At 67.7% G+C, this 24,760-nt stretch carries 26 protein-coding genes; 14 read left to right on the top strand and 12 right to left on the bottom strand.

All coding sequences use genetic code 11. From position 1 onward, the window contains the following. Positions 1-24: 24 nt before the first annotated feature. Genes ACZZZN_RS15770 through ACZZZN_RS15750 form a run of 5 tightly spaced genes read right to left on the bottom strand, consistent with a single transcriptional unit; the run spans position 25 to position 5,304 of the window. Positions 25-864: an ABC transporter ATP-binding protein gene (locus ACZZZN_RS15770; RefSeq protein WP_463506083.1), complete on the bottom strand. Its 840-nt coding sequence runs from the start codon at positions 862-864 to the stop codon at positions 25-27. Then, positions 857-1,738 (bottom strand): ABC transporter ATP-binding protein, encoded by an 882-nt coding sequence (locus ACZZZN_RS15765; RefSeq protein ID WP_463506082.1) that lies wholly within the window; start codon positions 1,736-1,738, stop codon positions 857-859. The genes ACZZZN_RS15770 and ACZZZN_RS15765 overlap by 8 nt, the downstream gene beginning before the upstream one ends. Further along, positions 1,735-2,646, bottom strand: a complete 912-nt coding sequence (locus ACZZZN_RS15760; protein ID WP_215168717.1) for an ABC transporter permease — start codon at positions 2,644-2,646, stop codon at positions 1,735-1,737. The genes ACZZZN_RS15765 and ACZZZN_RS15760 overlap by 4 nt, the downstream gene beginning before the upstream one ends. Next, positions 2,643-3,704, bottom strand: coding sequence for an ABC transporter permease (locus ACZZZN_RS15755; protein ID WP_053098208.1), 1,062 nt, complete (start codon positions 3,702-3,704; stop codon positions 2,643-2,645). The genes ACZZZN_RS15760 and ACZZZN_RS15755 overlap by 4 nt, the downstream gene beginning before the upstream one ends. Before the next feature lie 13 nt (positions 3,705-3,717). Continuing rightward, on the bottom strand, positions 3,718-5,304 hold the full coding sequence (locus ACZZZN_RS15750; RefSeq protein ID WP_463506081.1) for an ABC transporter substrate-binding protein: 1,587 nt from the start codon (positions 5,302-5,304) through the stop codon (positions 3,718-3,720). Between the two features lie 148 nt (positions 5,305-5,452). Between ACZZZN_RS15750 and ACZZZN_RS15745 the strand changes: the two genes are divergently transcribed. Beyond that, positions 5,453-6,040 (top strand): Lrp/AsnC family transcriptional regulator, encoded by a 588-nt coding sequence (locus ACZZZN_RS15745; protein WP_463506080.1) that lies wholly within the window; start codon positions 5,453-5,455, stop codon positions 6,038-6,040. 111 nt (positions 6,041-6,151) lie between these two features. Here the strand turns inward: ACZZZN_RS15745 and ACZZZN_RS15740 are convergent, their stop codons facing one another. Both ACZZZN_RS15740 and ACZZZN_RS15735 read right to left on the bottom strand, forming a co-directional pair. Next, complete coding sequence (locus ACZZZN_RS15740; protein WP_463506079.1) at positions 6,152-6,511, bottom strand: hypothetical protein; 360 nt, start codon at positions 6,509-6,511, stop codon at positions 6,152-6,154. A gap of 134 nt (positions 6,512-6,645) precedes the next feature. After that, positions 6,646-6,780 carry a hypothetical protein gene (locus ACZZZN_RS15735; protein ID WP_463506078.1) on the bottom strand — a complete coding sequence of 45 codons (135 nt, stop codon included), beginning with the start codon at positions 6,778-6,780 and terminating at the stop codon, positions 6,646-6,648. Positions 6,781-6,858: 78 nt separating this feature from the next. Here ACZZZN_RS15735 and ACZZZN_RS15730 point away from each other — a divergent pair, with 78 nt between their 5' ends. From ACZZZN_RS15730 to ACZZZN_RS15695, 8 genes are all read left to right on the top strand, one after another. Then, positions 6,859-7,830: a hypothetical protein gene (locus ACZZZN_RS15730; RefSeq protein WP_463506077.1), complete on the top strand. Its 972-nt coding sequence runs from the start codon at positions 6,859-6,861 to the stop codon at positions 7,828-7,830. Continuing rightward, a complete protein-coding gene (locus ACZZZN_RS15725; RefSeq protein WP_463506076.1) occupies positions 7,827-8,942 on the top strand; it encodes a hypothetical protein in 1,116 nt (371 codons plus the stop codon). Before ACZZZN_RS15730 ends, ACZZZN_RS15725 begins: the two co-directional genes overlap by 4 nt. Before the next feature lie 457 nt (positions 8,943-9,399). Next, positions 9,400-10,095, top strand: coding sequence for a DUF1684 domain-containing protein (locus ACZZZN_RS15720; protein WP_463506075.1), 696 nt, complete (start codon positions 9,400-9,402; stop codon positions 10,093-10,095). A 28-nt stretch (positions 10,096-10,123) separates the two neighbouring features. Continuing rightward, complete coding sequence (locus ACZZZN_RS15715; RefSeq protein WP_463506074.1) at positions 10,124-11,617, top strand: ABC transporter substrate-binding protein; 1,494 nt, start codon at positions 10,124-10,126, stop codon at positions 11,615-11,617. Between the two features lie 53 nt (positions 11,618-11,670). Beyond that, positions 11,671-12,633 (top strand): ABC transporter permease, encoded by a 963-nt coding sequence (locus tag ACZZZN_RS15710; RefSeq protein WP_463506073.1) that lies wholly within the window; start codon positions 11,671-11,673, stop codon positions 12,631-12,633. Beyond that, the gene (locus ACZZZN_RS15705) at positions 12,630-13,490 is read left to right on the top strand and encodes an ABC transporter permease (protein WP_463506072.1); all 861 of its coding nucleotides are present in this window, start codon (positions 12,630-12,632) and stop codon (positions 13,488-13,490) included. The genes ACZZZN_RS15710 and ACZZZN_RS15705 overlap by 4 nt, the downstream gene beginning before the upstream one ends. Beyond that, entirely contained in the window at positions 13,487-14,284 is a 798-nt protein-coding gene (locus ACZZZN_RS15700) for an ABC transporter ATP-binding protein (RefSeq protein WP_463506071.1), read from the top strand. The genes ACZZZN_RS15705 and ACZZZN_RS15700 overlap by 4 nt, the downstream gene beginning before the upstream one ends. Continuing rightward, the gene (locus ACZZZN_RS15695) at positions 14,281-15,090 is read left to right on the top strand and encodes an ABC transporter ATP-binding protein (RefSeq protein WP_463506070.1); all 810 of its coding nucleotides are present in this window, start codon (positions 14,281-14,283) and stop codon (positions 15,088-15,090) included. The genes ACZZZN_RS15700 and ACZZZN_RS15695 overlap by 4 nt, the downstream gene beginning before the upstream one ends. A gap of 117 nt (positions 15,091-15,207) precedes the next feature. Here the strand turns inward: ACZZZN_RS15695 and ACZZZN_RS15690 are convergent, their stop codons facing one another. From ACZZZN_RS15690 to ACZZZN_RS15680, 3 genes are all read right to left on the bottom strand, one after another. Continuing rightward, positions 15,208-15,609 carry a DUF779 domain-containing protein gene (locus ACZZZN_RS15690; protein WP_463506069.1) on the bottom strand — a complete coding sequence of 134 codons (402 nt, stop codon included), beginning with the start codon at positions 15,607-15,609 and terminating at the stop codon, positions 15,208-15,210. 158 nt (positions 15,610-15,767) lie between these two features. After that, positions 15,768-17,333, bottom strand: coding sequence for an acetaldehyde dehydrogenase ExaC (exaC, locus tag ACZZZN_RS15685; protein WP_463506068.1), 1,566 nt, complete (start codon positions 17,331-17,333; stop codon positions 15,768-15,770). Between the two features lie 108 nt (positions 17,334-17,441). After that, on the bottom strand, positions 17,442-18,779 hold the full coding sequence (locus ACZZZN_RS15680; RefSeq protein WP_463506067.1) for a GAF domain-containing protein: 1,338 nt from the start codon (positions 18,777-18,779) through the stop codon (positions 17,442-17,444). A 154-nt stretch (positions 18,780-18,933) separates the two neighbouring features. On the opposite strand from ACZZZN_RS15680, the gene ACZZZN_RS15675 reads away from it, so the two are divergent. From ACZZZN_RS15675 to ACZZZN_RS15665, 3 genes are read left to right on the top strand one after another with little or no spacing between them, the layout of a single operon-like run. Continuing rightward, positions 18,934-19,284 (top strand): PadR family transcriptional regulator, encoded by a 351-nt coding sequence (locus tag ACZZZN_RS15675; RefSeq protein WP_463506066.1) that lies wholly within the window; start codon positions 18,934-18,936, stop codon positions 19,282-19,284. Beyond that, a complete protein-coding gene (locus tag ACZZZN_RS15670) occupies positions 19,281-20,381 on the top strand; it encodes a hypothetical protein (RefSeq protein WP_463506065.1) in 1,101 nt (366 codons plus the stop codon). Before ACZZZN_RS15675 ends, ACZZZN_RS15670 begins: the two co-directional genes overlap by 4 nt. 5 nt (positions 20,382-20,386) lie before the next feature. Then, positions 20,387-20,551, top strand: a complete 165-nt coding sequence (locus ACZZZN_RS15665; RefSeq protein ID WP_463506064.1) for a hypothetical protein — start codon at positions 20,387-20,389, stop codon at positions 20,549-20,551. A 10-nt stretch (positions 20,552-20,561) separates the two neighbouring features. On the opposite strand, the gene ACZZZN_RS15660 is transcribed toward ACZZZN_RS15665, so the two are convergent. Then, positions 20,562-21,989, bottom strand: coding sequence for a CCA tRNA nucleotidyltransferase (locus ACZZZN_RS15660; RefSeq protein ID WP_463506063.1), 1,428 nt, complete (start codon positions 21,987-21,989; stop codon positions 20,562-20,564). A gap of 60 nt (positions 21,990-22,049) precedes the next feature. After that, complete coding sequence (locus ACZZZN_RS15655) at positions 22,050-22,343, bottom strand: hypothetical protein (protein ID WP_463506062.1); 294 nt, start codon at positions 22,341-22,343, stop codon at positions 22,050-22,052. A 122-nt stretch (positions 22,344-22,465) separates the two neighbouring features. On the opposite strand from ACZZZN_RS15655, the gene ACZZZN_RS15650 reads away from it, so the two are divergent. Next, positions 22,466-24,220: an alkaline phosphatase family protein gene (locus ACZZZN_RS15650; RefSeq protein WP_463506061.1), complete on the top strand. Its 1,755-nt coding sequence runs from the start codon at positions 22,466-22,468 to the stop codon at positions 24,218-24,220. A 70-nt stretch (positions 24,221-24,290) separates the two neighbouring features. Further along, on the top strand, positions 24,291-24,752 hold the full coding sequence (locus tag ACZZZN_RS15645) for an ASCH domain-containing protein (protein ID WP_463506060.1): 462 nt from the start codon (positions 24,291-24,293) through the stop codon (positions 24,750-24,752). Positions 24,753-24,760: the final 8 nt, after the last annotated feature.

Below are 24,760 nucleotides of genomic sequence, written 5' to 3'. Positions count from 1 at the left end.
GGCCGGGCGACAGACGGTCCGTGTTCAGTCGATGACGGGGGCGATCTCTGACCACACGACGCGCTCGTTCGTCGACGGAGCGACCGGGATGCGGCCGGCGCCGTCGGGTTCGGGGATCGCGGCGAGCAGCGCCTGCGTGTACGGATGCTGCGGCGCAGACCACACGCGGTCAGTGGCACCCGCTTCGAGCACCCGCCCCGCGAACATGACCAGCGTGCGGTCGGCGATGCGGCGCACCACCGCGAGGTCGTGCGAGATGAACAGCATCCCCGCGCCGGACTCGGCGACGAGGTCGCGCATGAGGCCGGCGACGCTGGTCTGCGTCGATGCATCGAGAGCCGAGATCGGCTCGTCGGCGACGAGAAGCGACGGCCGCGCGGCGAGCGCCCGCGCGATCGCGAGACGCTGCTTCTGGCCACCCGAGAACTGGTGCGGGAAGCGCGTGGCGACCTCGGTCGGCAACCCGACGCGTTCGAGCCACTCCTCAACGGTCGACCCTTCAGCCCCGCGCGCACGCGCGGTGGCGATGCCGTCGTCGATCTGATCACCGACGCGGCGTCGCGGGTTCAGCGAGGTCGACGGATCCTGGAACACCATCTGGATGCCGGTGAGGTTGACGTTGCGACGGCGGATGCCGAGCGGAGTCACGGGCGCATCGCGGAACCGCACCTCTCCCCCGGCGAGCTTCTCGATGCCCACGACTGCGCGAGCGAGGCTGGATTTGCCACTGCCGGATTCGCCGACCAGCGCCACGGTCTCGCCCGGCGCGACGGTGAACGAGACGTCGTCGACGGCGATCACCGGCGGACTGCCGGGGTAGCGCACGACCACGCCCTGCGCATCGAGAACAGCGATCTCACTCATCTCGAGCCTCCTCAGCGACATCCGACAGCTCGGCATCCGACAGCTCAGCATCCGACAGCACCGGGTCGAGCAGCCCGGGATCCGTGTCGATGCTCGCGATCTTCGACCCGGGCAGGGCCGCGAGCAGCGTGCGGGTGTACTCGTGCTGCGGGTCGCGGAACAGCGTCGCGCGATCGGCCCTCTCGACGATCTGCCCGTTCTTCATCACGGCGACCTCGTCGGCGATGGCGCTCATGACACCCAGGTCGTGGGTCACGAGCAGCACCGCGAGGTTGCGTTCGGTCGCGAGGTCGCGCAGCAGACGCAGGATGCCGGCCTGCACCGTGACGTCGAGCGCGGTGGTCGGCTCATCGGCCAGCAGCACCTCGGGGTCGCACGCGAGGGCGCAGGCGATCGCGATGCGCTGCCGCTGTCCGCCCGAGAACTGGTGCGGGTAGCGCTTCAGCGCGGCATCCGGATTCGGCACCTGCACCGTCTCGAGCAGTTCGATGGCCCTGGCCTTCGCCGCCTCGCCGCGCAGGCCGAGGTGCACGCGCATGTGGTCGGTGAGCTGCCGGCCGATCGGCAGCTGCGGGTGCAGCGACGCCGAGGGGTCCTGGAAGATCATCGCGATGCGCTTGCCACGAATGCGGTTGAGGGCCCGGCGACGCATGCCGACCAGCTCCTCCCCCGCGAGCGTGATCGATCCGCCGGTGCGCGCCTGCCGGGGCAGGAGCCCGAGCACGGCGAGCGAGGTGAGCGTCTTGCCCGATCCGGATTCTCCGGCGAGACCGTGGATGCGACCGGCCTCGAGGTCGAGGGAGATGCCGTGCACGAGGGGACGCCCGATGTCGATCGTCAGATCGCGGATACTCAGTGCGGGTGCGCCGCTCATGCTGCCGCTCCCTTCGCGGATGCCACGTGGTCTGCCTGCTTCTCGTGCGTGACCTCGGCCGTCGGGTCGAGGATGTCGCGCATCGCGTCACCCAGGAAGTTGAAGGCGAGCACCACGGTCAGGATCGCCAGCCCCGGGAAGACCCCGAGCCACCAGGCATCGAAGTTCTGCATGGCCGCAGAGATCATGGATCCCCACTCGGCCGTCGGCGGCTGTGCGCCGAGGCCGAGGAACGAGAGGCCGGAGAGCAGCAGGATCGCCGCGCCGATGTCGAGGGTCGCGAGCACCAGCACGGGACCGGCGATGTTCGGCAGGATGTCGATGAACAGCGTCCGCAGCGGCGAATGGCCGAGCAGGCGACCCGCGATCACGTAGTTCTGCCCGCGGAGTCCGAGCACGATGCTGCGGGTGACTCGCGAGTACTGCGGCCACGAGACGACGATCGCCGCGATCACCGCATTGAACAACGACGGGCCGAGGGAGGCCGCCACCACCATCGCGAGGATGACGGTCGGGAAAGCCATGAACAGATCGGTGATCCGCATCAGGGTCTCATCGACCCAGCCGCCGAAGTAGCCGGCGACGGCCCCGACCACGGTGCCGATGATCATCGCGGCGATCACGAGCATGAGCGCGAGCGGAAGGCTCACGGTCGCACCCGTCATCAGACGCGAGAAGATGTCGCGTCCGTTGCCGTCGGTGCCGAGCAGGGTGTCGATGCCGGGCGCCTGCAGACGCGGCAGCACCTGCGCGTTGGGGCCGTAGGGCACCCACCACTGCGCGGTGAAGGCGACGATGATCCAGGCGCCCGCGATGACGGTGCCGATCACGCCGAGGGGCGTGCGCCAGGCGCGCGGCCAGCGGAACCGGAACCGCCAGGGGCCGGATGCCGAGTCGATGCGGCTCATGCGATCCTCACTCTCGGGTCGAGGACGCCGTAGAGCAGATCGACGACGAAGTTGATGAGGAGGTAGATGAATCCGACGACGAGACCCACTCCCATGATGCCGGGGAGGTCGAGGTTCGCCGCCGAGTTGTAGGCGTAGGTGCCCAGGCCCGGCCACGCGAACACCGACTCGACGAGCACGGTGCCCGACAGCAGCGAGCCGAAGGCGACGCCGACGACGGTGAGGATCGGCAGGGATGCTCCACGGAGCACGTAGTCGAGGATGACGCGCATCGCGGGAAGACCCTTGGCGCGGGCCGCTCGCACGTAGTCACTGCCGAGCACCTCGAGCACCGAGGTGCGGATGAAGCGGGTCAGCAGGCCGATCGTCACGAGCGACAGCACCATCACCGGCAGGGCCAGGTGCGCGAGAGCATCCGCGAACCCGACACCGTCTCCGTTGAGCAGGTAGTCGACCGTGTAGAGCCCGGTGATGCGGGGCGGCGGGGTGATCGAGGGCGAGATGCGACCGGATCCGGGAGCGATGCGCAGCTCGAGGAAGAACACGTAGAAGCTGACCAGCGCGAGCCAGAAGGTCGGCACGCTCAGGCCGATCAGCGTCACGATGCGGATCACCTGATCGGTGACGAGTCCTCGGCGGTAGGCCGCGAGCGTGCCGAGCACGACGCTGACCGCGAGGCTGAGGATGATGGCGCCGATCGCGATCTCGATCGTCGCCGGCACCGCGGTGGCCAGGTCGCTGGTGACCGGTCGCCCGGTCACCAGCGATGTGCCGAGGTCTCCGCGAAGAAGGTTCCCCATATAGATGAAGTACTGCACGAACAGCGGCTGATCGAGGCCCTGGGCCTTGATGAACGCCTCACGCGTCTCGGGATTCTGAGATGCTCCCTCGCCCAGTGCCGCCGACACGGGGTCGCCGGGCACGAGGTTCGTCAGCGCGAAGGTCACGATCGTGACCCCCACGAGCAGGAGCAGCGAAGTGCCGATCCGGCGCAGCAGGTATCCGACGAGCGGCGACCTGCGACGCTGTGCTTGCCGTCGCACGGCCACCGTCGTCATGAGTCAGCCCCGATCAGCCGGCAGGCGTGATCTCGGCGATGTCCATCTCCCACACCGAGTTGTACACGGCGCCGGTGACGGCATCCGCCGTGGCGATGTTGCGGCCGGGGACGATGAGCGGCACGAAGGGACCCTCGGCCTGCATCGCCTCGGCGAACGAGGTGAAGGCTGCGCTCCGCTGCGCCTCGTCGGTCGCGGCGGCAGCACCGGCTGCGATGCCCGCGATCTCGGGGTTGGCCTCAGCCGCCCAGCCGGCACGCAGACCGACCTTCAGACCGGGTGCGAACGGCAGGAAGTTCGCGGAGTCGGCGTAGTCCGGACCCCAGAACCACAGGCCGAAGCCTTCGGTGCCGTTGACGTAAGCATCGAGCTCGGTGGCGAACGGCGCCGGCGCGAGTTCGACGGCGATACCGGCATCCTCGAGCTGAGCCTGCACGCGCTCGGCGAGCGGGGTGAACTCCACGCCGCCGACCGGGTAGTCGTTCGGGAACTGCAGCTTCAGGGTCTGACCCGTGTAGCCGGCCTCGGCGAGAGCAGCCTCCGCCTTGTCGAGGTCCTGCTCGACGCCGGTCTCGAGGGCGCCCTCGAATCCGGGCGGGATGACTCCGGTCGCCTGCACGGCGCCGGACCCTGCGAGTTCGAGCAGCGCGTCGTAGTCGAGCGCGTAGCGGATCGCCTCGGCGATCTTGACGTTCGCGAGGTCTCCGCCGACGGCCTCGGACTGGTTGAGCAGCAGGAAGATGGTCTGACCCGACGGCACCGACTCGACGTTCAGTCCGTCGCCGAGGCCCGAGACCTGGTCGCCGTTGAGGTCCATCGCGACCATGGAGTCGCTGCCCTTGAGGTTCGCGAGCTGGGTCGCGCTCTCCGAGACGTTGCGCACGACGACGCGGCCGTATGCGGCCTCCTCATCACCGTTGTACTCGTCGCTCTTGGTGAGCACGACCTGCGACGACAGGTCGAGGGTGTCGAGCACGAAGGGTCCGGATCCGGCGGACTCGCCGTCGAGGAAGCTCTGTGCGCTGTCGGATCCGTCGATCGATCCACCGTTCTCGATCACGACGTCGGAGTTGACGATGCCGAGGGCAGGGTTCGCGAGAATCGCGGGCAGCTGCAGCAGCGGGGTCTCGGAGGTGATCGAGATCGTCTTCTCGTCGACCTCGGTGATCGTGAGGCCGCCGAGCAGGAAGTTCGGCTTGGCGTCGGTCATGCCCTGGATGCGCTGCAGGGTGAAGACGACGTCCTTCGCCTCGATCGGCGAGCCGTCGGAGAAGACGCGGTCGCCCTCGAGCGTGAAGGTGAACTCGGTCGCCTCGTCGTTCTGCTCCCACGAGGCGAGACCGGGGACCGGCGTCGAGACGTCGGAACCCTCGAAGTCGACGAGGGTCTCGTACAGGGCCTTCGCGATCATGTTGCCGGTCGGGTCATAGGTGTGACCCGGGTCTGCGGTCTCGATCGAGAACGCGGTGTCGATGACGAGCGAGTCGGAGCCTGAGGACTCCCCGCCGTTGTTCGCCGAGTTGCCACCGGAGCAACCAGCGAGAGCGAGAAGCGCGACAGCGCCGATCGCGATGACGGACGTGCTGCGACGTGACGACATATGGGCCTCCAAGGGCGAGGAGTTCATCGGGTTCGGTCGACGCCGGGTGGACGACCGGTGATCAGATTCGCATTGTATGGGACTATGTGTCCAGCAAGATTGCAGACGTCACCACAGTCTGTCCAAGAGCCGGCCCGTGAGGAGCATTGTGTCCACTAAGAGCGACGAAGCTGTCAGGCAATCTGGACGAAGTGCGGCCCCACTGGACGACACCGGATACAGAATCCTCGAGACGCTTCGCGATAACGGTCGTATCTCGATCGCCGCTCTCGCCGAAACCGTGGGGATCTCTCGGGCGAACGCCTACACCCGCGTCGAGAACCTCATGCAGGACGGGGTCATCACCGGCTTCAGTGCACAGGTCGATCAGGCCAAGGCGGGGCTGTCGATCGGAGCACTGGTGTTCGTCACGGTGCATCCGCAGGCGTGGGCGTCGTTCCGCGACCGCATCGTCGAGATGCCCGACGTGGAGTGGTGCGCCATCACGACGGGCGAGCACGACGCGATGCTGCTGATCCGCGCAGTCGACGTGAGCGGCGTGCACGAGTTCTCGACGGGCGTGATCGCGCAGCTGCCCGAGGTGCGTACCGTGGTCAGCGTCGTGGTGCTCGACGAGGTGGTTCGACGCTCGTTCCTGCTGCCGTCGGACCTGCCGGAGCGCGAGCCTCAGGCCTCGCTCGGCATGACGCGATGGACGCCGGCATCCCCGGGGCGCGACACGCTGCCGCCGCGCTGACGCCCCGCCCCCCGACCGCCACCCCGGTCGTTGAGCGAGGACGGCGAAGCCGACCGCCACCCCGGTCGTTGAGCGAGGACGGCGAAGCCGACCGAGACGAAACGCCCGCGATCAGGCCGCAGACGCCTCTTCGCACACGCTGAGCTGCGGCAGTCCGTGCATCTCGTAGTGCTCGACGAGGCGGATGCGCCCGTCATCCGTCAGCTCGAGTTCGCTCTCGCCGTCGCCGGTCACCACGGTGCCGTCGGAGACGAGCACGTGCACGAAAGAGACCCAGATCGTGTCGCCCGTGCGGGTGCCGACGAAACGACCGAACGTCACGGTGTCTCCGGAGTAGTCGCCCCAGATCGCACCGTCGCGCTCCTGGTAGACGAACTCGCTCGGAGCATCCGGGTCGACCGCCGAGGTGGTCGAGGAGACCATGCGGAACCGGCGGCCGTCGAGCGAGGGGATGGATGCGGGGGAAGTCACGTTCCGATTATGGGGGTCTCGTGAACCCTCGGTCAGACCTCCCGTTCGGGCGTCTCGGGGGCTCCGGCTCGGCGCCCGTCAGGTGAGACGAAAAAGAGCGACCTGCCGTCGACCGCCACGATTCGTCCGATCGGTCATTCGAGATCCAGACGCAGCAGCTCGGGCAGGTGAGCCGTCTCCGCCCGCACCGTGAGCAGGAAGTCACCGTAGTCGGGGGTCATCTGCACCCGATTCGATCCGAGGATGTGCGTGGTCGTCCGCTCCGCCACTCGCACACTTCTCCGCATATTCTGGCGTCTCCGCCGCGTCCGTGGGTGAAGCGATGCCCCGCAGGTACCGTGGACCGCATGCAGTGGACCCCTGACACCTCGGCCGGAGACTGGCTGCGTACCCTCCTCGACGACCCGTGGAATGCGACCATGCACTCCGTGGTCCCGCACGGCTACCCGGCGTACGCGCGGGTGCTGCATCCGCCCACCGTGCGATCGCTGCCCGACCGGCCGGTGCCGTCGTACGACGAGTACGACGCGATGACGGAATCCGAGAGGCAGGAGACCTTCGACCGGATCGTGGTGGCGCCGACGACCTGGGCCGAGACGGCATCCGTGTTCGGCACGACCCTGCATCCCCTCGCGCAGTGGCACGGCATCGTGCGCACATCGCCGGACGGCGACTGGAGTGCGAGCCTCTCGTCCGACGGCCGCGAGTTCAGCGAGCCGATGGGCGGAGCGATCTCTCCGGAGATGCTGGCGACCATCGCCTCCCACCTCGTCGCGCACACCACCACGCCGGACGCCGGCTATGCCGCGCTCTGGGAGGGCACCGGCGGTCTCCTGGGGCACCTCGGCCACGCACCGTCGCGCGCGTTCTTCACGGTCAGTGATGACCCGAACCACCAGGCGATGCTCGATCGCAGCGTGCACGATCCGTTCAACAACGTCTTCCGCAAGAGGACCTGGCAGGAGGGGATCCTCTCGCGGGAGATCTCCGAAGGTCCACGACTGCAGCTGCTGAACCGCGACCACGTGCTGTTCCGAGGCGACGTGGCGGCCTTCGCCCGCCCGGACTGGATCCTCGGGATGCCGTGGCGCGATGCACCGGCCGAGGCTCACGGGTTCCCGCCTGCAGCGCAGAGCCCGAGCATCGTGTGGCCGGATGACCGTGCCTGGGTGCTCGTGACCGAGGTCGACTACGACTCGACGATCATCGCGGGATCGGTCGAGCTCATCGCCGCACTCGTGGCGGACGATCGGATCGAGGCGCTCCCGATCGACGAGAACGCGAATCTGACGTGGGACGGCGACGAGGTCAACCGATGAGCACTCCGCAGCCCCAGACCGGCCCGACGTTCGACTCCGCACCGCTGACCGATCCCGTCGACCCGAAGGCTGTGCGCGCGTTCGCCGCGGAGTTGCGAGCCCGCGGGTCTTCGGGCACGTCGATGTCGTCGGTCATCGGCATCGCCGTGCTGGTGCTGATGGGTGTGATCGGCATCCCGGTGCTCGTGACGACGATGAACGGCATGGTGCGCGCACCCGGGGTGGCGATCATCGGACTCCTCGTCTTCGGCGGCCTGGCCGCGGTCGGCGCCATCAGCGGCATCATCGGGTGGCGCCGCGCCCGGGTCACCCGCTACCGGCTCGATCGCTTCGCGAAGGCGAACGGCATGTCGTACGAAGACAGGGTCGCAGCCCCCGGGCTTCCGGGCATGATCTTCAGCCTCGGCGGCTCGCGCATGTCGACTGATCTCGTGCGCGGCACGCGGCCGCGGTTCGTCGAGTTCGGCAACTACCAGTACACGGTGAAGCGGGGAAAGAGCTCGACCACCTACCGCTGGGGCTACGTCGCGGTGAAGCTCGACGTTCCGCTGCCGAACATCGTGCTCGACGCCAAGGGCAACAACGGATTCGGGTCGAACCTGCCGGCGTCCTTCCAGAAGGAGCAGCGGCTGTCGCTCGAGGGCGACTTCGACCAGTACTTCACGCTGTACTGCCCCGAGGGCTACGAGCGCGACGCGCTCTATCTGTTCACTCCCGACATCATGGCCCGGTTCATCGACAACGCGGCCGAGCTCGACGTCGAGATCGTCGACGACTGGCTCTTCCTCTACACCCAGCGCAGAGTCACGACTCTCGATCCTGCGACGTGGGCATGGCTGTTCGGCGCCGTCGGCGCGCTGATCACCAAGTTCGATCAGTGGGCACGCTGGCGGGATGAACGCATGCTCCTCGAGGGCCCTCCTGCGGCATCCGCGACCGTCTCAACGCAGGCTGCGAGCGCGAGCCTTCCGTTCGCTACGCCCGCGGGGCTTCTCTCGCCGCCGCCCGGGGTGGCTCGGGGTGGACGCCGGCTCAAGCGACGATTCCCCTGGCTGCCGATCGTGTTCGTGGTCGGCTTCGCGATCTTCTGGTTCTGGTCGAGATCATTCTGAGCGCACCATCCCGAGGGTGAGGTTGTGGGGGTGGGTGCTGACTGGGGATCAGCGCTCCCACCCCATCCCCCCTCGGGATCAGAGAAAGATCTGACTCTCCCTCCGCAGGACGGTCGAACCGTCCGACGCGGGGCCAGCTGGGGACTGGCATATCAACGCGTTAGGCATAACGGTATATCGAGAGACGTTGCACGGAATTGCGGCGGATGATCCCGGATGCCCCGGTTCGATACACCTGCGAATCGAGTACCGAAACGACACTTCTGCTCTCAGTTTCGTGCACATCACGAGACTCCCCTCTCTGTACGAGACCCCCGTCCACACCTCGGGTCTCACTCGCCTGGGACGGTCTCACCCCTTTCCGCCGCGCGCGCCGGGAAGCGATCGGGACATCCGGGCGTTACCCCTCGTGACGGTGACGGGGCCGCGACCCTCTACATCCACGAGAATGGAAATGATGTCTGAACGCGAAGCCCACACCCTCTGGCAGTCCGCCCGCCGCGAGTCGGTCACGGCCCCGACCGGCAACCTCGCCCTGATCGAGACGCGCTGGACCGGTGATCAGCCCGATCTCGCCGCGGCTCAGGCAGCCGCCGCAGACACGGTCGTGGCGACGCCGGTGCAGCGCACGAACATCGAGACCGGCGCGGCCGAGCACGGACTCCGCCTGTGGGATGCCGATGCACCGGCGATCCGTGCGTTCGAGAGCATCGACACCTACGAGTACGACCCCGCATGGGTGCTCACGGGTCACTTCACCCCCGTGGCCGACGACCGCCGGGTCTCGTTCGAGCACATCCGCGACAACGGCGGCTCGCGCGACCTCGTCGTGCCGGGCGACATCCGCTTCGAACTCGACGGCCGCGAGTACGACCTCGCCGCCTTCGATGACGGCGGAACCCTGCTGCTGGTGTTCGGCGACGAGACGAACGGGTCGGAGACCTACGGGTCAGGGCGGTTCCTGTTCGTACAGCTGCGTGATGACGCGGGCGAGGTCGTCCTCGACTTCAACAGGGCCTTCGTGCCGCCCTGCGGATTCAGCGCCCAGTACAACTGCCCGCTGCCGCCGGCATCCAACCGCTTCCCCCTGCCTATCCGAGCAGGCGAGAAGAACGTCGTCTTCCGCGACGGCTTCGACATCTACGCGGCGTGACGCCGCACACTCTCACCCTGGAGTACTCATGAGAAGAACCCGCATTCTCGGCGCGCTCGGCGCCGTCGCCACGCTCGCCCTCGTGGCCGGCTGCGCGTCGGGCGCCACCGACGAGGCGTCGAGCGAAGACGCCACCATCTTCATCGGGTCGCTGTACGAGCCCACCAACCTGAGCAACACGCAGGGTGGGGGCCAGGGTGTGACCGAGGCGCTCACCGGCAACGTCTACGAGGGCCTCTACCGCCTGACCGACGACGGCGAGGTCGAGCCGCTTCTCGCCGAAGACGCCCAGGTGTCCGACGACGGTCTCACCTACACGGTCACGCTGCGCGACGACGTGACTTTCCACTCGGGCGACCCGCTGACCTCGGCCGACGTGAAGTCGAGCGTCGAGGCCGTCACCGCCGAGGACTCGGTGTCGGCGCGCAAGTCGAGCTTCACGACCATCGCCGACATCGCGACGCCCGACGACCAGACGGTCGTCTTCACGCTGTCGCAGCGGTCGATCTCGTTCCTCTACAACCTCAGCTACGTCTGGATCGTCAACGACGAGGCCGGTGACATCACGAGCAGCGAAGACGGCACCGGCCCCTACACGCTCGACGAGTGGAAGAAGGGCTCGACCCTGACCCTCGAGCGCTGGGACGACTACTGGGGCGAGCCCGCGAAGAACGGCGAGGTCGTCTACACGTACTTCACCGACGCGACGGCCGAGAACAACGCGCTTGTCACGGGCGAGATCGACGTGATCACCAGCGTGCAGAGCCCCGACTCGCTCGCGCAGTTCGACAACGACGACTACGTCATCAGCGAGGGCACGTCGACCACGAAGGAGCTGCTCGCGTTCAACGACCGGGTCGCCCCGTTCGACAACGCCCTCGTGCGCAAGGCCATCTATTCGGCGGTCGACACCGAGAAGCTGCTCGACTCGATCTGGGGCGACTACGGCACGCTCATCGGGTCGATGGTTCCCCCGACCGACCCCTGGTACGAAGACCTCACCTCGGTGAACCCGTACGACGTCGAACTCTCGAAGGACCTGCTCGCCCAGGCCGGCTACGCCGACGGCTTCACGTTCACGCTCGACACCCCGAGCTACGACCCGCACCCCGCCGTCGCGGAGTTCCTGCAGTCGCAGCTCGCCGAGGTCGGCATCACGGTCGAGATCAACACGATCAGCGCCGACGAGTGGTACACGAAGGTGTTCAAGGAGCAGGACTTCGAAGCCACCCTGCAGGAGCACGTGAACGACCGTGACGTGGTCTGGTACGGCAACCCCGACTTCTACTGGGGCTACAACGACGCCGACGTGCAGCAGTGGGTCGCCGAGGCCGAGCAGGCCGCCACGACCGACGAGCAGACCGCTCTGCTGAAGCAGGTCAACGAGAAGATCGCCGAGGATGCCGCGAGCGTATGGTTGTACCTCTACCCGCAGATCGTGGTCGCCTCGAGCGACCTCAGCGGGTACCCGGTCAACGGCCTGAACTCGCAGTTCTTCGCCTACGACATCGTCAAGTCCTGACGCGCGAGGGGGATGCCGCGCGTCGGCATCCCCCTCTTCCCTACTGAGAAGCCATGCTCGCCTACCTGATCCGCCGCCTCGCGTTCCTCGTGGTGTCGCTCGTCGTCGCGATGATCGCGATCTTCGTGCTGCTGCGTCTGCTGCCCGGCGACCCTGCCAACGCCCTGCTGTCGGTGAACGCCACCCCCGAGCAGATCGCCGCCGCCCGCGCGCAGGTCGGCTCCGATCAGCCTCTCCTGCAGCAGTTCACGACCTGGGCGGGCCACCTGCTGCGCTTCGACCTCGGTGAGTCCTTCCTGAGCTCGAGGCCGGTCGGCCCCGACATCGCCGATCGCCTCGCCGTGACCATTCCGCTGACTCTCATCGCCTTCACCCTCGCCCTGCTCGTCTCGCTCGTGATCGGCATCACCGCCGCCGTGAAGTCCGACCGCTGGTACGGCGTCGCCCTCTCGGGCTTCGCGCAGCTCGGCGTCGCGGTGCCCGTCTTCTGGGTCGGCGTCGTGCTCGTCTGGATCTTCGCCCTCGGACTCGGACTGCTCCCGTCCGGTGGCTTCCCGCGCGATGACTGGGACGATCCCGCCGACGCCCTGCGTTCGCTCGCCCTGCCGGTGATCACCATCGTGATCGTCATGAGCGCCTCCCTCAGCCGTTACGTGCGTTCGGCCACTCTCGATGTGATCGGCAGTGACTACCTGCGCACGGCGCGAGCGGGTGGGTCGGGCGTGTCCGAGGCGCTGCTGCGTCACGGCGTGCGCAACGGCTCGGTGCCCGTCGTCGCCATCCTCGGCATCGAGTTGTCGACCACGCTTCTCGGCGCAGTCGTCGTCGAGAGCGTCTTCACTCTTCCCGGGCTCGGCAGTCTGTTGCTGTCGGCCATCGAACAGCACGACTTCCAGGTCATCCAGGGGGTCCTCGTCGTCAGCACGCTCTTCGTGCTTCTCGTCGGGTTCGCTGCCGACATCGTGCAGCGCCTGATCGATCCGCGTCTGCGCACGAGCGTCTCGGGCAACCGATGAGCCGCGTCGCCGAGCAGTTGGCCACCGGCTCCGTCCCCGTGCGGAGGCGGCCGAAGGCGACTCTGGTCATCGGCCTCGTGCTCACCGGCATGATCGTGCTGATCGCTCTCGTATCGCTGTTCTGGCTGCCCTATCCCCTCGCTGACACCAGCGGCAGCCGTCTCGAGGGACCCAGCGGTCTGCATCTGCTCGGCACCGACAGACTCGGCCGCGACCTGCTCTCGCAGCTGATGTGGGGCGCGCGCATCGCTCTCATCGTCGGCACCTGCTCGGTCGCGATAGCCGCGATCCTCGGCACGATCATCGGCCTGATCGCCGCGTTCTCGCGCCCGTGGGTCGACGACACCCTCTCGGCCGGACTCGACGTCGTGATCGCCTTCCCGGTGCTGCTGCTCGCCATGCTCGTCGTCGCGGTACAGGGCGCGTCGCTGTGGTCTGCTGTGTTCGCGATCGGACTCGCGATGTCGGCGGTCGTCGCGCGCCTCACCCGCATCCTGGCCCGCCGCGTGCTGCAGGACCAGTACATCACTGCGGCGCGCACCAGCGGCACGAGTGTGCTCGGCATCGTCTTCCAGCATGTGCTGCCGAACATCGCACCCACTCTTGCCGTCAGCCTCGCACTGCAGTTCGGTGCCGCCGTGCTCGCTGAGGCGAGCCTGTCGTACCTCGGGCTCGGCGCCCCGCCGCCCAACGCCTCGTGGGGCCGGATGCTGCAAGAGGCCCAGGGCACGGTGCTCACCGCCCCGGTCGGCGCGATCGCCCCCGGCATCGCGATCATCGCGCTCGTGCTCGGAGTCAACTTTCTCGCCGACGGTCTTCGCGACCTCGCCGACCCGACCCGCAGGAGGAGCCGATGAGCATTCTCGAGGTCGCAGGGCTCACGGTGCACTCAGGATCCGGCACCCTGGTGCGCGATGTCTCGTTCTCGCTGCAGGCGGGCGAGCGCCTGGGGCTGATCGGCGAATCCGGTTCCGGCAAGTCGCTCACCTCGCTCGCTGTGACCGGCCTGCTGCCCGATTCTCTCGTCCCCTCCGGCTCGGTGCTGCTCGACGGACACCAGGTCGTCGGTGCTCGGGATGCCGACCTTCGGCCGCTTCGCGGACCCGTCGCCCAGATCGTGTTCCAAGAGCCGCTGACCGCGCTCGACCCTCTGATGAGGGTCGGCCGCCAGATCGCCGAGCCGCTGCGTCGTCATCTCGGCCTGCGCGGTGCTGAGCTGACGTCGGCGGTCGACGCCGCCCTCGACGAGGTCGCACTGTCGGAACCGCGGTTCGCCCGCGCCTACCCGCACGAGCTGTCGGGTGGCCAGCGTCAGCGCGTGGCGATCGCGATCGCCCTCGCCGCAAGGCCCCAGCTGCTCATCGCGGATGAGCCGACGACCGCACTCGACGTCACCGTGCAGGATGCGGTGCTCACCCTGCTCGAACGACTCGTCGCCGAGCGTGGCATGGCGCTGCTGTTCATCAGCCACGACCTCGCCGTCGTGTCGCGCATGGTCGATCGAATCGTCGTGCTGCGCGACGGGCTCGTGGTCGAAGAGGGCGCGGTCGCTCAGGTGCTGCAGCATCCCGCAGAGCCGTACACGCGGATGCTGGTCGACAGCGCCCGCGCGCTCGACGCGTTCCTCGATGCGAAGGAGGCCGGCGCATGAGCCTTCTCGAACTGCAGGGCGTCGGTTTCTCCTATGGATCCCGTCAGGTGCTCGACGACATCTCGCTGAGCCTCGACGAGGGCGACTCGCTCGGTCTCGTCGGCGAATCCGGCGCGGGCAAGTCGACGATCCTGCGCCTGCTGCTCGGGCTCTCGGCCCCTCGAGAGGGGCAGGTGCTGTTCGACGGCGAGCCCCTGAACGCTGGGTCGCTGAGCCTGTCGAAGCGCCGTGACACCCCTGGGTCGCTGAGCCTGTCGAAGCGCCGTGCGCAGATGCGGCGCTTCCGAGCCAGCGTGCAGCCGGTGTTCCAAGACCCGTACTCGTCGCTGGATCCTCGCCAGCGCGTCGACCGCATCATCGGCGAGCCGCTGCGTTCTCTCGGCCTCGCCTCGGGTGCAGACGCGCAGCGCCGCATCGCCGAGGCCCTCGAGTCGGTCGGCCTTCCCGCCGACACCGCCCGCCGCTACCCGAACGAGTTCTCGGGCGGTCAGCGCCAGCGCATCGCGATCGCGCGGGCCGTGGTCTCGCGCCCTCGTGTGCTGCTCGCCGACGAGCCTGTCAGCGCCCTCGACGTCACCACCCGCGTGCAGGTGCTCGAACTGCTCGACCGCCTGCGTCGAGAGAACGGCCTGTCGCTGGTGATGGTGTCGCACGACCTCACCGCGATCGCCTCGGCGTGCGACCGCACGGTCGTGCTGCAGCACGGCCGCGTCGTCGAGCAGGGCGCCACGGCATCCGTCCTGCATGCGCCGCAGGACCCGTACACGCGGGCGCTGGTCGACGCAGTTCCACGCCTCCCCCGCTGAGTCTGATCGTCACCGATACTCGTTCCGGATGGCTGACCGTTTCACAGATGGCGGCCCGACGGACGGCGTGTCTCCCGCCAGTCGAGCATCGTTCAGCCAAGTGGCCGCAGACGCCCGTCAGCCCGCCGACGGTGCGAGCCCGAAGTACGAAAGCTCCGCGTCGTTCAGCATCCGCGACCGGATGAGGAACCGCATCCCCGTCGGTCCCTCGACCGAGAAGCCGGCACCACGGCCAGGCACGACGTCGATGGTCAGGTGCGTGTACTTCCAGTACTCGAACTGCGACTCCGACATGAAGACCTCGACCGGGGTGTCGAGCCCCACGTCGAGCGCACCCAGCAGCACGTCCCCTGGTCCCGTGATGAACATCCCGACGGGGTAGCACATGGGTGAGGAGCCGTCGCAGCATCCGCCCGACTGATGGATCATCAGGGGTCCGTGCTGCACGGTGAGATCGCGGATGAGGGATGCCGCGGCATCCGTCACGTCGACCCGCTGGTAGGTGCCGATGCTGACCATGGTCCGTACCTTTCGTTCACTCCCGGGAGACGACCGAGGCGGCTTCCCCGGTCGTTGACGAGGACGGCGAAGCCGCCCGAGACGAAACGCGGTAGGTGGCTCAGCGAGTTTCGTCTCGGTGCTCCGCTCCTCGCTCAACGACCGAGCCGCTCTGCGACTCAGAAGAAGCCCATCGGGCCTTCCGCATACGAGACCAGGAGGTTCTTCGTCTGCTGGTAGTGGTCGAGCATCATCTTGTGGTTCTCGCGACCGACGCCCGACTGCTTGTATCCGCCGAAGGCCGCGTGCGCGGGGTACTGGTGATACGTGTTGGTCCAGACGCGACCGGCCTCGATCGCACGACCCGCGCGGTAGGCGGTGTCGCCGCTGCGGCTCCACACTCCGGCGCCGAGTCCGTAGAGCGTGTCGTTCGCGATCGAGATCGCGTCGTCGAAGTCATCGAACGAGGTGACCGAGAGCACCGGGCCGAAGATCTCCTCCTGGAAGATGCGCATGTCGTTCGTGCCCTCGAAGACGGTCGGAGCGACGTAGAAGCCCTCGCTGAGGTCGCCGCCGAGGTCGACGCGATCGCCACCCGTGAGCAGCCGGGCGCCACCCTGCTTTCCGATGTCGATGTAGCTGAGGATCTTCTCCAGCTGATCGTTCGACGCCTGCGCGCCGATCATCGTGGCGGGGTCCAGCGGATTGCCCTGCACGACCTTGCCGACGCGCTTGAGTCCGTCGGCGAGGAACCCGTCATAGATCGACCGCTGGATGAGCGCGCGCGAGGGGCAGGTGCAGACCTCGCCCTGGTTCAGCGCGAACATCGTGAAGCCTTCGAGCGCCTTGTCGTAGAACGGGTCGGCGGTGTCACGGGCGACGTCCTCGAAGAACACGTTCGGGCTCTTGCCTCCGAGTTCGAGTGTCACCGGGATCAGGTTCTGCGAGGCGTACTGCATGATCAGGCGACCCGTCGTGGTCTCCCCCGTGAAGGCGACCTTGCGGATTCTCTTGTGCTGCGCGAGCGGTGCACCCGCCTCGATGCCGAAGCCGTTGACGATGTTCACGACACCGGCTGGCAGCAGGTCGCCGATGATGTCGAAGAGGAACAGCAGGGATGCCGGGGTCTGCTCCGCCGGCTTGATGACCACGCAGTTGCCCGCGGCGAGCGCGGGTGCGAGCTTCCACACGGCCATCAGGATCGGGAAGTTCCAGGGGATGATCTGGCCGACCACACCGAGCGGCTCGTGGAAGTGGTACGCGACCGTGTTCTCGTCGAGCTGGCTGATGCCGCCCTCCTGAGCGCGCAGCACGCCGGCGAAGTACCGGAAGTGATCCACGGCGAGAGGGATGTCGGCGGCGAGCGTCTCGCGCACCGGCTTGCCGTTCTCCCACGTCTCGGCGACAGCGATCTTCTCGAGGTGCTGCTCGATGCGATCGGCGATCCTGTTGAGGATCACCGAGCGCTCGGCCGGGCTGGTCTTGCCCCAGCTGGCGAAGGCCTTCCAGGCGACGTCGACCGCACGGTCGATGTCTTCGACGGTTCCGCGGCCGACTTCGGTGAAGGGCTTGCCGTTGACCGGGCTGACGTTGTCGAAGAACTGGCCCTTGACCGGATCCACGAATTCGCCGCCGATGTAGTGCCCGTAGCGGGGGCGATAGTTCGCGATGGCACCGTGCTGGCCGGGAGCGGCGTAGGCGGCGGATGCGGGGGCGGTGGACACGTCTTCTTCGACGATCGTCATCGGGACTCCTTCGACGGTGCCGCGGCTCCGATGCCATGCGGCTGATGTTCCGACGCTAGGTCGCCGAACGTTGCGCCCCAGTGCGCAACGTTGCGGACGGTTGCGAGCTCAGCCGGCCTCGATGCGTTCGATCCGGGCGACCAGACCGGCACGCTTCGGCGATCGTGGGGGCAGCATCTCGAGAGCGAGGCGCAGTGCCTCGGCATCCCCCTGGCCCTCGGGGATCTCGCCGTAGGCGAGCAGCACGTCGAGACTCGCCTCAGACAGCATCGCTTCGCGCAGCGCCGCGCGCACTCCCTCACGGAACTCCTCGACTCCCGGCGAGACAGACTCGGGAAGCACCGGTCCCCGGTACGACGTGAGCGCGACCCGATGCGCACCACGGTCGAGCAGGGAGAGCACGTCTTGGGCATCGGTCTCGAGGGGCACCGGCAGGCGGTACGGCCGAGAGTCGGGAACGAGTCCGGGAGCGTGCTTCTCGAGCACCTTGCGCAGGCGCACCATCTCGGGCCGAAGCGTGTCGGGCGATCCTTCATCGCCGTACACGAGCTCCGCGAGACGCTCTGCCGACAGACCCTGCCGATGCACGGCGAGCATCAGCAGGATCGCCGCATGCCGGGCGCTGAGCTCGATCATCGATTCCTCGAGTTCGGTCTCGACCTCGAGACGGGCGCGGTCTCGGCCGAGTACGTGCAGGGTGGCGCGGGCGGTGGGCTTCGCGCGCGAGGTGATCGTCGTCCCGCGGCGGGTGTCGCTGCGCGCACGCAACCGTGCGACGAGCAGTTCCGACTCGACCGCGCGGGCGGTGGCGTCGACCAGCAGGCGCGCCTGAGTCGTCACGACGTCGTCACCGCCCGTGATGTCGATCACGCCGAGCACCCTGCGGGTCTCGGGGTCGCGCACCGGCGCCGCAGTGCACGACCACGGATGCACGAGTCGGTTGTAGTGCTCGGCTCCGCGGATCTGCACGGACTGATCCAGGGTCAGCGCGGTTCCGGGAGCGGTCGTGCCGACGGCATCCTCGGCCCAGTTGGCGCCTGCGACGAAACCCATCCCCTCGGTCAGCGACTGCAGGTGTCGGTCGCCCTCGATCCACAGCAGCCGGCCGGCGTGATCGCCGACGGCGATGATCACGCCTGATTCGTCGGTCTCGCCGGGGAGCAGGAGAGTGCGGATCATGTCCATCGCGGAGGCGAGCGGATGCGCGTGCCGATAGGCCTCGAGCTCATCGCTGTCGAGTTCGATGCGCGGAGCACTCTCGGGGCCGACGCGACCCTGCCACGAACGCACCCAGGATTCGCGCACCAGCGGGCGGACCTGCATCAGCCTCTGGTCCTCGAGGTTTCCGGCGAGGAGCTCTTCGTGCGCACGCTCGATGAGCAGCCGGGATGCCCCCGGAGATCCTGCACGCGACTCCTGCCACGAACCGACCACGGTCTCTCCCATCGTCGTCGGCGGAACGTGGTCTCAGCATACGAGCAGGATGCCGCGCGCGACACCCCGGAATGATGCGTGTCCGCGGCGGTCCGCCACGCCGCACATGCACATCACGCACTACTGTGCACTGCGTGGTAGCGTGCAGTGCATCGAAGGAGGTCTGATGGACACCACTCAACTACTCAAGGGCGTGCTCGACGTGGCCGTGCTCGCGGTGCTGCGTGCAGAAGACGGCTACGGCTATGACATCGTGCGCAGGCTCCGCGATGCCGGCCTCGGCGACGTCGGCGACGCCTCGGTCTACGGCACCCTGCGGCGCCTGTATGCGGCAGGCAGCCTGTCGAGCTACGTGGTGCCGTCCGACGGCGGTCCGCACCGCAAGTACTACGCGATCAACCCTCAGGGCCGCGCTGCGCTGGAATCACAGACCGTCACCTGGCTGGACTTCGCCGGCGCGATGTCCTCGCTGCTCACCACCGACGCCGGCCCCACCCCGATCGGAGAGAACCGATGAATGACACCGCCGTCTCGATCGACGAGCAGATCCGCTCCTTCGCCCTCGCTGTGCGCGAGCATCTCGACGACCTCCCCGCCGACGAACTCGATGAGATCGTGGGCGGGCTCACTGCCGACCTCGCCGACCAGGCGGCCGACAACGGCGGCATCCTCGACGTCGGTGATCCGGCTGCATACGCCGAGGAGCTGCGGACGGCTGCCGGGCTTCCGCCTCGGACCGAGACGCGTCGACGTGTGCCCCTCGGCGCTCGCATCCGCGGCTGGCGCGGCCGCACGGCGCAGAGCATCCGGCGCAGCCCGATCGGCGCATGGCTTCTCGATCTGCTGCTCGTTCTGCGCCCGGTGTGGTGGGTGCTGCGCGGGTACGGTCTCTATGTCGTGATCCTGTCCGTGATCATCACGAAGGTGGGAAACGGGGGACGTCTCGACCATTGGATGGTTCCCGACTCAGCGCTCGAATGGGGCGCTGTCGCTGTGCTCGCCGTCATCAGCGTGCAGTGGGGGCGCGGTCAGTGGCTCCCCAAGAACGCGCTGCGCCACATCCGCCCGATTTCGAGCGTCGTGGCGCTCGTCGCTCTCGTCGTGGCGCTGCCCGCCGCATTCACGCCGCGAGTCGAGTACGTCGGCGACGAGTACGGCCTGCAGAGCGGCCTGCGCCTCGACGGTGTGCAGATCAACAACATCTTCGCGTTCGACGCTGAGGGCGATCCGATCGACCAGGTGCAGCTCTTCACCGGCAAGGGCACACCGATCGAACTCTACGGTCAGAACGGTGCGCAGACCGCGCAGACACCGGATGGGCAGATCCTCGAATCCGAGAACGGCGGCGACCAGCAGTTCGGGATGCAGGATGACGGACTGCGGGCGACGATTCCCGGCGACGACTATCGCGGACGCCCCGTCTGGAACGTGTATCCGCTCGACGAGGCCGACCTCGACCCCTCCTCGCTGATGCCGGAGCTCGAGACGATCAAGCGCCCCCAGCCGCCCTTCCAGAAGGCGCCGGGCATCGGTGCGGTACAGGCGACGCCGTCGCCGACCCCATCACCCGCCGACGGAGCAGTACCGTTGCCGACCGAGACCCCGGCACCGTGACCGCCATGAACGAGCGCATCGTCTCGATCGACATCACCCACCTGGTGCGGGCGGCATTGGGTCACCCTGACACCCCCGACACCCACTTGCATGACGAGATCACGGATGGATGCCGAGAAAGCGGATTCCAGTCAGCCATCCGTGATTCGAGCAGCCATCCGGATCGGTGAGCGCCGTGACCTAGCTGCGAGCGGCCCACCACTCCCGCAGGCGCTGCTCGGCGGCATCCGCGCCGATGACGCCTTCGTCGAGGCGCACCTCGAGCAGGAACCGATACGCCTCGCCGACCTCGCGACCGGGCGCGATGCCGAGGATCTGCTGGATCTGGTTGCCGTCGAGCTCGGGACGGATGGAGTCGAGCTCCTCCTGCTCGCGCAGCGTCGCGATCCGCGATTCGATGTCGTCGTAGGCGCCCGCAAGGCGTGAGGCCTTGCGCTTGTTGCGGGTGGTGACGTCGGCGCGGGTGAGGATGTGCAGGCGCTCGAGCTGGTCGCCGGCATCCCGTACGTAACGTCGCACGGCGGCATCCGTCCACGCGCCTTCGGCGTAACCGAAGAAGCGCAGGTGCAGCTCGATGAGCTTCGCCACAGCCTCGGTGGTCTCGGTGTCGAAGCGCAGGGCCTGCAGTCGCTTACGCGCCATGCGCGAGCCGACCACGTCGTGATGATGGAACGTCACTGCTCCGCCGTCTTCGAGCTTGCGGGTGCGCGGCTTGCCGATGTCGTGCAGCAGCGATGCGATGCGCAGCGCCACATCCGGCTCAGCGCCCGGGTACCGCGCGTGTTCGAGTTCGATCGCCTGGGTGAGCACGGTGAGCGAGTGCTCGTAGACGTCCTTGTGATGGTGGTGCTCGTCGACCTCGAGTCGGAGCGCGCTCACCTCGGGCAGGAACTCCTCGATCAGGCCGGTGTCGACCAGCACCCGGATGCCGCGCACCGGGTCGTCGGTCTGCATCAGGCGCACGAGCTCGGACTGGATGCGTTCGGGGCTCACGATCTCGAGCGTCGCGCGCAGCTGCGCGATCGCGTCGAACGTGTCGTCGTCGATGCGGAAGCCGAGCTGCGCACTGAAGCGCGCCGCGCGCAGCATGCGCAGTGGGTCGTCGCCGAACGAGACCTGCGGATCGGCGGGCGTGCGCAGAACTCGGCCGACGAGGTCTTCGACTCCCCCGGTCGGATCGACGAGCTTCACCGCCGGCACCAGCAGCGCCATCGCGTTGACCGTGAAGTCGCGGCGATGCAGGTCGGCGTCGATCGTGTCGCCGAACTCGACGGTGGGCTTGCGGGTCACCCCGTCGTAGCTGTCGGCCCGGTACGTCGTGACTTCGACCTGCTCGCCCTGCACGCGGGCGCCGATGGTGCCGAACGCACGGCCGATGTCCCACTGCGCGGTCGAGATCGGCTTGACGATGCGCAGGATGTCGTCGGGCAGCGCGTTCGTCGTGAAGTCGAGGTCGTGCGTGGGGCGTCCGAGCAAAGCGTCGCGCACCGGACCGCCGACGACGGCGAGATCGAACCCGGCGGCGGAGAACGCATCACCGAGGGTGCGGACGACCGGGTTCTCGGCGAGTGCGCCGAGACGGGCGAGGCCGTCGGCCATGTTGAGCATGGGTTCCAGCGTACCGGGGTGCGTTGGCGCCGTTCTCGGCTCGGTGGTCGCGAGCGTCTCTCAGAAGAGCGGATTCTCGCCCTTGGCGTGCGCGACCGCGCGGGCTCGTGCCTGTATCAGTCGCATCAGAAGCATGCTCATCAGGAATCCGCCGACCACGGCGACCGCCACGATGAACCAGATCCCGACCTCGGGATCGATCAGTTCGACACCGTAGATCGCGATCGCGAGCAGAACCAGGACCGGCCCCTCGATCAGTGCGAACGTGATGAACAGCCGCGTCTGACGCGACATGTACTCCTTCTCGACGGCACGCACCCGCGCATCGATCGACGATTCCCCCGCGTAGCTCATGCCCCCCACCGTAGCGGCGGGGCCCCTGACACGCAGCCCGGGCGCTGACGGGACCCCTGCGATCCGGACCCGATCCTCTGCGGAACTCCCCCGATCGGCGGGTCCGGTTCTACGATCGGCAGATGGGTGCAGAACAGAACGAGTCCCCCGCTCAGCCCGACACCTCTCGCCGCGGCTTCCTGAAGATGGGCGGTGCCGCCCTCGCGGGTGCCGTGGTCGGCGGCGCGGGTGGTGCGGCGATCGGTACGACCGTCGCGAATCATCGCAGCGGCTTCGCCTCCGACCCCGACCCGTTCGCCGCACTGACTCCGCGTAGCGAACCCGGCTTCGATCACCTGGTCGTCGTCATGGGTGAGAACCGCTCGTTCGACAACCTGCTCGGATACCTCTATTCGAAAGAGACACTTCCGAAAGGCGAGAAGTTCGAGGGTCTCGCTTTCGGCACGCACAGCAACACGGCATCCGACGGCACCGTCGTCGACGCCCACGTCTACACCGGCGACACCGACCGGATCATGAGCCTCCCCGACCCGGACCCCGGCGAGGAGTATCCGCACGTCAACACCCAGATCTTCGGCACCGTCGACCCGAAGGACAACGCCGATCTCTTCGTCGACCAGATGTCGTCGCCGTACAACGCCCCGACGCACGGCGAGAAGGCCACGATGTCGGGGTTCCTCGAGGACTACATCATCAACTTCCGTCGGCTGCGCAGGGGTGCAGAGCCGCAGCCCGACGAGGCGGCCCACATCATGGGATCGTTCTCCCCTCAGATGCTGCCTGTGCTGTCGACACTCGCCTCGGAGTTCGCGGTGTTCGACCATTGGTACGCCGGAGTGCCGTCGCAGACGTTCTGCAACCGCTCGTTCTTCCACGCGTCGACCTCGCACGGCTTCGTCACCAACCAGGCCGGTGGCGGGTACCGCAAATGGCTCGACGCACCCGCGGCGCCGACCGTGTTCAATCGGCTCGAAGACGAGAAGGTCAGCTGGAAGATCTACATCGACAAGCTGCAGCTCGTCTCGTTCACCGGGATGCTGCACGCGGCCGTGCTCGAGAAGTACTGGCGCACCGAGCACTTCGGCACAATGGAGGACTTCTACGCGGAGACGGAGAACGGCACCCTGCCGGCATACGCGTTCATCGAGCCGCGCATGGTCTACGACCACAACGACTTCCACCCGCCGTTCGGGTCGCCTCGCGAGAGCGAGGTCGACGGTGAAGCGGTGTACGACAGCGCGATCTCTGACGTCAGAGCGGGTGACCGTCTCATCCATGACATCTACGAGGCGGTGCGCACCAGCGCGTCGCCGAAGGGATCGAACGCGGTCAACACCCTGCTGCTCATCACCTTCGACGAGCACGGCGGATGCTACGACCACGTGCCGCCGCCCGCAGCCACGAAGCCCACGAAAGACACCGAGGCGGGAGAGATGGGCTTCACCTTCGATCGCCTCGGATGCCGTGTGCCGGCGATCGCGATCTCGGCGTACACGAAGCGCGGCACGATCGTGCACGACGAGATGCACCACGGATCGGTCACTGCGACGCTGTCACGGCTGCACGGTCTGAAGCCCCTCAACGATCGCGACCAGTCGGCGAACACGCTGTTCACCGCGGTGAACCTCGATGCGCCCCGGCATCCCGCCGACTGGCCCGTCACGAGCCCCGCGTACACTCCCCCGAACCCCGAGCGTGCTGAGCCGAAGCCCGGCGATCCGACCGAGATGAAGCCGCTGACACCGCCCGCCCGCGGGTTGCTCGGCCTGCTGATCGCCAAGTACGGCACACAGAACGAACCCGAACCGCAGACCTTCGCCGACGCCTACCGGCTGCTGCACGAGCACGGCGAAGAACTGTTCGGCCCCACGAGATAGAGGTGATCGAAGGCGTGAGCCGACGACGGTGGTCCTCCGAGCGTCCGACGACGCGTTCTAGGGTGGGGGCATGACCGACCCCGCTGCCATCGCCGCGTACTGGGAGCGCGTGCGCGCCGATGTCCCGTCCTTGCCTGAGCCCGTGCCCGGCGCGTGGGCTTTCGGTGCGACGCCCGCGCACGCCGATGCGCTGTTGGCTCTCGTGCTCGAGGGCACGAAGACCGGCACCGCATCGGCGCTGTGGGACTACGAGGCCACCGGCGACCCCCAGCCGTATCTCGGCGAGTTCAGCATCATCCTCGACGGTTCAGGTGAGCCCAGCGCGGTGATCGAGACGACCGATCTCGTCACGCTGCCGTTCGACGAGGTCACGGCCGAGCACGCCCACGCCGAGGGTGAGGGAGACCGCACTCTCGACTACTGGCGTGCCAGTCACGAGCGGTACTGGCGCACGTACTCCGAGAGTCCGCGTGGGTTCGCGCGCGACATGCCGGTGATCTGCGAACGGTTCCGCGTCATCCACCCGGGCTGAGTCGGCTC

The organism is Microbacterium sp. AC145 (assembly GCF_979258505.1).
Note: the sequence above shows the minus strand (reverse complement) of the source record. Positions and strands in the feature narration are given on the sequence as shown.